The sequence below is a fragment of the Stenotrophomonas beteli genome, from assembly GCF_001431665.1.
Lineage (GTDB): Bacteria > Pseudomonadota > Gammaproteobacteria > Xanthomonadales > Xanthomonadaceae > Stenotrophomonas > Stenotrophomonas beteli.
In genome coordinates, this window is the sequence record NZ_LLXV01000092.1 from 1 (window position 1) to 9,111 (window position 9,111).

Here is a 9,111-nt window from a genome sequence, read left to right on the forward strand (position 1 = left end):
GCGTCCCCCGCAACCGGACCCGCCCCCGCCCTCCCGCGGGAAGCCGCTGTTGCTGTTGCTCTGGCCTCGGCGGGTGCAGGGCGCGGCCCGGCCAGACCCCCTTCAGCATCCATGTCCGAATGTGGCGAGTATCGCCACCCGCACCCGCCTAGACTGGCGCCATGGACACCGCCCTCGCCCTCGACACCGCCGCCTGCGATCGCGCCCGCCAGGCCCGTGACGCACGCTTCGACGGCGTGTTCTTCACTGCCGTGCGCAGCACCGGCATCTATTGCCGCCCGGTGTGCCCTGCACCGCCACCGAAACCGCGCAACATCACCTACTTCCCGACCGCCGCTGCCGCCGCCGCCGCCGGCTACCGACCCTGCCTGCGCTGCCGTCCCGAACTGGCGCCGCAGGCGCAGCAGGCACTGGCCGGACAGACCGTACAGCGCGCACTGGCGCTGATCCAGGGTGGCTTCCTGCAGGAGCAGCCGGTGGCCGATCTTGCAACGAAGCTCGGCCTCAGCGCGCGCCAGTTGCAGCGCCTGTTCGTCGAACATCTCGGCGCGACGCCGGGGCAGATCCATGCCACCCACCGCCTGCTGCTGGCCAAGCAACTGCTGACCGAAACCACGCTGGCGGTGACCGACGTCGCGCTGGCCGCCGGCTACAACAGCCTGCGCCGCTTCAATACCGCGTTCCTGCACGGCTGTGGCATGGCGCCCACCGCACTGCGTCGCCAGCACCCGCCGTTGGCCGCCGACGATGGCTGCCTGGTACTGCGCCTGGCCTACCGGCCGCCACTGGATTTCCCGCGCATGCTGGCCTTCCTGCGCAAGCGCAGCCTGCCCGGTATTGAACTGATCGGCGAAGACAGCTACCAGCGCGTGCTGGGCACGCCGGAGCGCTCCACCCTGCTGCGCGTCACGGCCGACCCGAAGCGCCCGGAGCTGCGCCTGCAACTGGGCGCGGTGGATCCACGCCTGATTCCCGACATCGTGCGCCGGGTACGTCGTGTGTTCGATCTGGATGCCGACCTGCAACAGGTCCATGCCGCCCTGGGCGAGGAACCGCTGCTGGCACGCGGCATCGCCGAACGCCCGGGGCTGCGCGTTCCTGGCGGCTGGGATGGCTTCGAAGTCGGCGTACGCGCCGTGCTCGGCCAGCAGGTCAGCGTCGCCGCCGCCACCACCTTTGCGCGGCGTCTGGTGGATGCGTATGGGGCGCATCTGCCGGGCATGCCGTCGGACTTTGATCGCCAGTTCCCGGCGCCCGAGGTGCTGGCCGAAGCGCCCCTGGAATCGATCGGCCTGCCGCGCAGCCGCGCCGCCACCGTGCGTGCGCTGGCGGCCGCCTGCGCCAGCGGCCAGCTCGACTTCGCGCCCGGCCAGGCGCTGGAAGAGTTCGTTGCCCGCTGCGTGGCGCTGCCCGGCATCGGCCCGTGGACGGCACAGTACATCGCCCTGCGCGGGCTCGGCCAGCCCGATGCGTTCCCGGCCGGCGATCTTGTACTGCAGCAGGTGCTCGGCCACGCGCAGGGCCAGCGCCTGAGCGAACGTGCAACCGAAGCGCGCTCGCAACCGTGGCGCCCGTGGCGCGCCTACGCCGTGCTGCACCTGTGGCACCTGTCCGGCACTTTCGTTGGAGAACCCACATGACCCTGTTGTTCGACCGTTTCGACAGCCCGATCGGCGTGCTGACCATCGCAGGCGATGAGCGCGGCCTTTCGCATGTGCTGTTCCCGGAGAACCGCCACCCCGCGCGCGGGCGTGATGACTGGCATTACGCACCGGAAGCGCTGCCGGAAGCACGCGAGCAGCTGCTGCAGTTCCTGCATGGCGAGCGCAGCAGCTTCGATCTTGAGCTTGCTCCACGCGGCACACCGTTCCAGCTGCGCGTATGGCAGGCGCTGGCACTGATCCCGTTTGGCCAGACCTGGAGTTACCTGCAGCTGGCGCAGCACCTGGGCCAGCCCAGCGCGACCCGCGCGGTGGGCGCGGCCAATGGCCGCAATCCGTTGCCGATCATCCTGCCCTGCCATCGCGTGATCGGCAGCAACGGCGCTCTTACCGGGTTCGGCGGCGGACTGGAAACCAAGGCGGCCCTGCTGCGGCTGGAGCAACGCCAGGCCCCGCTGTTCGCTTGAGCATCGGGGTCAGATCCCTTTTCCCATGGAAAAGGGATCTGACCCCGGACGGTCCTGGCGCATCGTGTCTTGGGCCGGTAATTGCACCGGCTTATCATGCACGGATGACTTCCGTACGCCTGACCTTTTCGCTGGCACTGCTGCTGCCATTGGCCGCCTGTAGCACCGCGCACGCCCCTTCCGCCGCCGTTCTCCCTGCGTCCGTCGCTGCGGCCGCGCCGCCGAAGCTGCTGCTGATCTCCATCGACGGCCTGCGCGCCGACGCGCTCGATCGCGGCCTGACCCCGAACCTGCAGCGACTGATTGACGGCGGCGTGCGTGCACGCTGGATGACGCCGTCCTATCCGTCGCTGACCTTCCCCAACCACTACACCCTCGTCACCGGCCTGCGCCCGGACCACCACGGCATCGTCAACAACAGCATGGACGATGCAGCGCTGGGCCGTTTCGAACTGAGCAACCGCGATGCGGTCACCACCAGTGGCTGGTGGGGTGGTGAACCGATCTGGGTCGGTGCCGAGAACGTCGGTGTGCGCACCGCCACCACCTCGTGGCCGGGTAGCGAATCAGAGATCCGCGGTGTGCGCCCGAGCCAGTGGCGCGTCTATGACGGCCAGGAACCGCTGGAGCAGCGCGCCGGCATCGTGCTGGACTGGCTGGCGCAGACCGACGCCGATGCGCCGCGCCTGACCACGCTGTACATGGAGCACGTGGACAAGGCCGGCCACCACTACGGACCGGATTCGAAGCAGTACGCCGACGCCATCGTGCGTGCCGACCAGATCATCGGCCAGGTGCTGGATGGATTGCAGCAGCGTGGACTGGCATCGACCACCAACGTGATCGTGGTGTCAGACCACGGCATGGCCAGCGTGTCCGACGGCCATGTGATCGCGACCGAATCGATGGTCGACCCGGCCATCGCACGCAATGTCAGCCAGGGCCAGTCGGTGGGTTTCGCGCCGGTCGCGGGCCGCGAAGCAGAGGCCGAACGCGCCCTGCTCGGCCGCCATGCGCACTACGCGTGCTGGAAGAAGGAGAACCTGCCGGCGCGCTGGCACTACGGCACGCATCCGCGGGTTCCGGCCATCGTCTGTGCGATGGATGAAGGCTGGGATGCACTGCATCGCGAGAAGATCGCCAAGCGCGCCAAACAGGACCGCGGCTCGCACGGCTACGACAACGCCCTGCCCTCCATGCGCGCAGTGTTCGTGGCCAGCGGCCCGTCGTTCCGCCAGGGCCTGGTGATTGACGGGTTCGACAACGTGGACGTGTACCCGCTGCTGGCCCACCTGCTGCAGGTACCGGCCGCGCCGAACGACGGCAATCCGGAAACGCTGAAGAAGACACTGCGCTGAGTTCCCGTAGAGGCGAGCCCATGCTCGGCTGCATTGCGCCAGCCGAGCATGGGCTCGGCTCTACAGAAACGGGCATAAAAAAACGCGGCGTCAGGCGCCGCGTTCTTCTTTGGACCGGTCGATTGGCCGGATCAGGCCTTGGCGACGGTCTTCTTCGCCACAGCCTTCTTCGCCGGAGCCTTGGCCACGGTCTTCTTGGCAACCGGAGCGGCGGCGCCTACGGCGACCTTGCTGGCGGTGTGCGAACGGGCGTTGCCGTAGCTGGCGTTGTAGCGCTTGCCCTTGGCGGTCTTGCGGTCACCCTTACCCATGTCTTCAACTCCTCAAATGTGAAATCTGGTTACCCCGTACTGACACGGGTTCGGCGGGGCCGCCTTGCTGGGCGCCCCCGCGCACGATCGAAAATCCTATCACGGAGCGCCTAGTGCGCGCAGCTGGCGTCGTGCACGTGACCGTGGTTGAGGCGCAGGTTGACCAGATGGGCCACACCCACCAGCAGGCCACCGATGGTCATCACCACCGCGTGCGGCACCGCATTGTGGTGCAGCGGGTCATACAGCACCCCGGCCCACAGCGCGACCAGGCCGGGAATCAGGAAGCCCAGCGCACGCAGCGCGCCATGACGGCGATAGCCCCAGACCAGGCTGAACAACCCGAGCAGGGTCACGAACACCACCAGCGCCTGCTCCACCCCATCGCTCAACCAGAACGACAGGCCCAGCGAGGGCGCCGCCGCCAGCACTACGGGAATGACCGCACAGTGCACCGCGCACAGCATCGAACCAGTGGCGCCGAAGCGGTCGAGCAGGTGGCGCAAGCGTGAGGACAGGGACATGACTTCCAGCAGGGTCGGCGAATCGTTATGGAATAATATAACATCCGTTCCCGACCCGCACGGTTTCCCTCCCCCCTGTCCCATCGACGGGATACGTGCGCCCCGTGATTGATACATTGTAACAAAGGACCTGCCCATGCCCGCCCACACCCTGCGGATCAAGCCGCATTCCCTCGCCCTGGCCCTGGCCGCGCTGCTGCCGTCCACGGCCTTTGCTGCCGGCCAGGACACCGCCCATCGTGACCGCCACCTGACCGAGCTGTCATCGGTGCAGGTGACGGCCTCGCCGCTGCAGGGCGACGCCGAGTCGCTGGCCCGCCCGGTCGACGTGCTCGCCGGTGAGCGCCTGGACGAACAGAAGACCGGCACCCTCGGCGATACCGTGGCCAAGCTGCCCGGCGTGCAGAGCACGTTCTTCGGCCCCGGCGTCGGCCGCCCGATCATCCGTGGCCAGGAAGGCCCGCGCGTGGCGGTGCTGTCCAACGGGATGGGCAACATGGATGCATCCACGGTCAGCGCCGACCACGCCACCAGCATCGAACCGTTCCTGGCCGACCAGATCGAAGTACTGAAGGGCCCGGCCACGCTGCTGTTCGGCAGCGGTGCCATCGGTGGTGCGGTCAACGTGGTCGATGGCCGCATCGCGCGCGAACTGCCGGAGCGCCCGCTCAGCGGCCGCGCCGAGCTGCGCGGCAACTCGGTCAACAATGAACGCAGCGGAATGTTCCGCCTCGACGGCGTCAGCGGCAACGTCGTGCTGCACGTCGATGGCCTGGTGCGCAATGGCGACGACTACCGCATTCCCGGTTACGCGGTGATCGACAGCCTTGAAGACCACCACGACGACCATGACCACGATGCGGCCGAGGGCGAAGAGCCGCGTCGCGGCCGCCTGGACAACAGCTCGATCCGCACCCGCGCCGGTGGCGTCGGTGCCACCTGGCTGGGCGAAGGTGGCTACTTCGGCGTATCGGCCAGCACCTACCGCACCAACTATGGCATCCCCAACGGTGCCCACGTGCACGCCGACGGCGACGATCACGGGCATGACCACGATCATGATCATGGCGACGAAGAGGAAGGCGGCGACGAGCATGACGTGCGCATCGACATGGTGCAGAACCGCTTCGAGACCAAGGCCGGCATCTACAACCCGGTTTCGTTCCTGAAGAACATCAACGCGCGTGTGGCCTACACCGACTACGAGCACGTGGAGCTGGAAGCCGGCACTCCGTCCACCCGCTTCACCAACCGCGGCATCGAAGCGCGCCTGGAAGCGGTGCAGCAGCAGATCGGCGGCTGGGACGGCGCCTTCGGCCTGCAGTTCGGCAACAGTGATTTCGGTGCCAAGGGCGAAGAGGCGTTCGTTCCAGATACAGGCACGAAGAACATCGGCCTGTTCGTACTGCAGGAAAAGCAGTTCGGCCCGTTCAAGCTGGAGCTGGGTGGCCGCCACGACCAGGTCAAGCTGGACCCGACCGGTGACTATCGCCGCCGCACCTTCGGTGCCACCAACCTGTCTGCCGCCGGCATCTGGAAGCTCAACGATGCCGTTGACCTGCGTATCGGCGTGGACAGCTCCGAACGTGCACCGACCAACGAAGAGCTGTACGCCGCAGGCGCGCATATCGCCACCCGTTCGCTGGAAATCGGCGACGCCAACCTGAAGACCGAGCGCGGCCAGCGCGTGGAGCTGGGCATCCACACCCACAGCGAGCGCCTGGACTTCTCGGCGTCGGTCTACCAGACCAAGTTCAAGGACTTCATCTACCTGGCCGACACCGGCATCACCGAGGGCCTGCCGGTGCGCACCTGGACCCAGCAGGACGCGGTGTTCCGCGGTGCCGAGGCCGAAGCGCTGGTACACCTGTTCGAGGGTGGCGCCGGTGACTGGGACCTGCGCCTGTTCGGTGACTACGTGAAGGCCAAACTGGATGGCAGCAGCAGCCGCACCCTTGATATTGCTGTGCCGCATGGCGACCACAACCACAACTACAGTGTGGAGCTGGCCAACACCGGCTACCTGCCGCGTATCGCCCCGGCCCGCGTCGGCGCCGACCTGCGCTGGTCGAAGGACGGCTGGCGCGCCTCGGTCGGTGCGGTGCGTTACAGCCGCCAGAAGGACGTCGCCCAGAACGAAGCACCGAGCGACGGCTACACCCTGGTCGACGCGCACCTGGCCTACCGCTGGGATCGCAACGCCAGCAACAGCTACGAGGTGTTCCTGGATGGCAGCAACCTGACCAACCGCGAAGTACGGCCGCACACCTCGCTGCTGCGCGACTACTCGCCGCTGCCGGGCCGTGGTGTCGCATTCGGCATCCGCGCGTTCTTCTGACCGCGAACGGCGGGGTCGGATCCCCTTTCCACAGGAAAGGGCTCTGACTCCACACCATCCAACGGGGGCCTTCGGGCCCCCGTTTTTGTTTCACCCGCAGCCCATCACGCAGGCATCACAAAGATGTGCGTAGGACAACAACCGGACAATCCCGTCACTCAATGTCTCGCCAATCGGACACTTTTGTCCGAAAATAATTCCATGACTGCCCAACGTGCCGATGCTGCTGCCCGCCGTGCCCTCATCCTCGATGCCGCCGATCATGTCTTCGGCCAACATGGCGTCACTGCCCCGCTGGATCTCGTGGTCGAACGCGCCCAGGTGGGCCGCGCGACCCTGTACCGCAACTTCCCCGACCGCACCGCGCTGATCCAGGCGCTGCTGCAGCGCACGGTCGACCGCATCCGGCGCCAGGTCGAACAGCTTGGCGACCGCGACGACGCCCTGTTCGAGGTGTTCGAGGGCATGGCCCAGCGCATCATCGACTCGCCGGCACTGGCCGATTACTGGCGTGCGGTGGATTCGGACGTGCCGGCCATGCGCACCGCGCGCGAAACCGTGCGCGACCTGCTGGAAGCACCGATCGAGCGCGCCAAGGCCGCCGGCCTGTGCCGTGCCGACCTGGAGAAGACGGACATTTCACTGATCTCGGGCATGCTGGGCGCGGCCCTGCGCGGCAAGACCCGCGACGAGCGCGCCCACCTGGCCGGGCGCGCCCTGCAGCTGCTGCGCGGGGGTCTCCAGGGAGCTGCCAGCGAGGCCCGTTGATGGTCCAGCCGTATCTGAAGCCGGTTCCGGATTGGGAGGAGCACGAGAAGCCGACCATGCCCGGCTCGGCGTCGATGCCCTGGCACCCGCCGCATCGGCGCGCGGCCTATGCGCTGGTATCGCTGCTGGTGGCGATCACCGGCGGCCTCGGCAATGCGCTGGTTACTGCCAACCTGCCCTTCCTGCAGGGCCAGCTGGCACTGACCCCCACCCAGGGCAGCTGGCTGGTGGCCGCGTATGCAATGGTCAACGTCACGGCCAACCTGCTGGCCTTCAAGTTCCGCCAGCAGTACGGCATCCGCCTGTTCGCCGAGATCGGGCTGGGCCTGTACGCAGCGCTGGCGGTGCTGCACCTGTTCGTCGGCAGCTTCGAGACCACGATGCTGACCCGTGCCGCCAGCGGCTTCGCGGGTGCGGCCTGTTCGACACTGGGCACGCTGTACATGCTGCAGGCGCTGCCGCGCCGCTTTACCGGCAATCTGCTGGTGGTCGGCGTCGGCCTTTCGCAGCTGGCGGTGCCGATCGCCTGGATCGTTTCACCAGGCCTGGTCGATACTGGCCAATGGCATCAGCTCTACTCATTCGAAGCCGGGCTGGCACTGTGCGCGTTCGCGGCAGTGGTGGTGCTGAAGCTGCCGCCCGGCATCCAGGTGAAAGCCTTCGAGCCACTGGACTTCCTCACGTTCGCCCTGCTTGCGCCGGCGGTCGCGCTGCTGGTGATCGTACTGGCGCAGGGCTACACGCGCTGGTGGCTCAACACACCGTGGCTGGGCTGGGCGCTGGTCGCCTCGATCGTGCTGTCCACCACCGCCTTCATCATCGAACACTACCGGCGCAATCCGCTGCTGCAGATCCGCTGGCTGTCGAAGCTGCCGGTCCTGCACTTCATCGTTGGCGCGTTCCTGATCCGCTTCCTCACCACTGAGCAGTCCTACGGCGTGGTCAACCTGATGCGCACGCTGGGCATGGGGCCTGACCAGATGCGCCCGCTGTTTGTGGTGATCCTGGCCGGCGTGATCGTGGGCATTGCCGGCGCCTCGCTGACCTTCGGCCCGAAGCGACTGATCGCCCAGCTGCTGATGGCGATCCTGCTGCTGGGCGCCGCCGCGTTCTTCGACCAGCACCGCACCAGCATGGATCGGCCACACGACTTCTACGCCAGCCAGTTCCTGGCCTCGGTCGGTGCCGGCATGTTCATGGGCCCGCTGATCATGCTCGGCATTTCCGCCGCGCTGAAACAGGGCGTGGATCACATGATCACCTTCCTGGTGACGCTGTCGATCACGCAGACGCTGGGTGGCCTGGCCGGTTCGGCGGTGCTGGGTACCTTCCAGCTGCATCGCGAGCAGTTGTACTCCAGCGCATTGACCAGCCAGCTCGATCCAGCCGATCCGGTGGTGGCGCAGCGCCTGCGCATCCAGCAGCAGCTGTACGCCGCCCAGATCACCGACCCGGTGCTGCGCAGTGCACAGGGCAGCGCACAGCTGGCGCAGACCACGCGCCGCGAAGCCAACGTGCGCGGCTTCAACGATGTGTTCACCCTGAGCGGCTGGCTGGCGATCGGCTTCCTGTGCTGGTTGCTGCTGCTGTCGCTGCGCACCGCCGTGCTCAAGCAATGGCGCAAGCGCCATCCCGCGTCCCCCACTCCCCCCACTGCGGCCACGCCAGCCGCTCAGGGTGAACA

General features: G+C 67.4%; 8 protein-coding genes. 6 read left to right on the forward strand and 2 right to left on the reverse strand.

Annotation, left to right across the window (positions count from 1 at the left end):
- Nucleotides 1-161 precede the first annotated feature (161 nt).
- From ARC23_RS19445 to ARC23_RS19455, 3 genes are all read left to right on the forward strand, one after another.
- Nucleotides 162-1,640: a DNA-3-methyladenine glycosylase 2 family protein gene (locus tag ARC23_RS19445; protein WP_057498716.1), complete on the forward strand. Its 1,479-nt coding sequence runs from the start codon at nucleotides 162-164 to the stop codon at nucleotides 1,638-1,640.
- Complete coding sequence (locus tag ARC23_RS19450; protein ID WP_057498717.1) at nucleotides 1,637-2,128, forward strand: methylated-DNA--[protein]-cysteine S-methyltransferase; 492 nt, start codon at nucleotides 1,637-1,639, stop codon at nucleotides 2,126-2,128. Before ARC23_RS19445 ends, ARC23_RS19450 begins: the two co-directional genes overlap by 4 nt.
- A 104-nt stretch (nucleotides 2,129-2,232) precedes the next feature.
- Nucleotides 2,233-3,486 (forward strand): alkaline phosphatase family protein, encoded by a 1,254-nt coding sequence (locus ARC23_RS19455; protein ID WP_057498718.1) that lies wholly within the window; start codon nucleotides 2,233-2,235, stop codon nucleotides 3,484-3,486.
- Nucleotides 3,487-3,617: 131 nt separating this feature from the next.
- Here the strand turns inward: ARC23_RS19455 and ARC23_RS19460 are convergent, their stop codons facing one another.
- Both ARC23_RS19460 and ARC23_RS19465 read right to left on the reverse strand, forming a co-directional pair.
- A complete protein-coding gene (locus ARC23_RS19460; RefSeq protein ID WP_010483110.1) occupies nucleotides 3,618-3,797 on the reverse strand; it encodes a 30S ribosomal protein THX in 180 nt (59 codons plus the stop codon).
- 110 nt (nucleotides 3,798-3,907) lie between these two features.
- Nucleotides 3,908-4,321: a MerC domain-containing protein gene (locus ARC23_RS19465; protein WP_057498719.1), complete on the reverse strand. Its 414-nt coding sequence runs from the start codon at nucleotides 4,319-4,321 to the stop codon at nucleotides 3,908-3,910.
- Nucleotides 4,322-4,457: 136 nt separating this feature from the next.
- Between ARC23_RS19465 and ARC23_RS19470 the strand changes: the two genes are divergently transcribed.
- From ARC23_RS19470 to ARC23_RS19480, 3 genes are all read left to right on the forward strand, one after another.
- Complete coding sequence (locus ARC23_RS19470) at nucleotides 4,458-6,659, forward strand: TonB-dependent receptor (RefSeq protein ID WP_057498720.1); 2,202 nt, start codon at nucleotides 4,458-4,460, stop codon at nucleotides 6,657-6,659.
- A gap of 201 nt (nucleotides 6,660-6,860) precedes the next feature.
- Nucleotides 6,861-7,427, forward strand: a complete 567-nt coding sequence (locus tag ARC23_RS19475; protein WP_057498721.1) for a TetR/AcrR family transcriptional regulator — start codon at nucleotides 6,861-6,863, stop codon at nucleotides 7,425-7,427.
- On the forward strand, nucleotides 7,427-9,111 hold a 1,685-nt coding region (locus tag ARC23_RS19480; protein WP_057498722.1), incomplete at its 3' end, for an MFS transporter. The genes ARC23_RS19475 and ARC23_RS19480, both read left to right, overlap by 1 nt.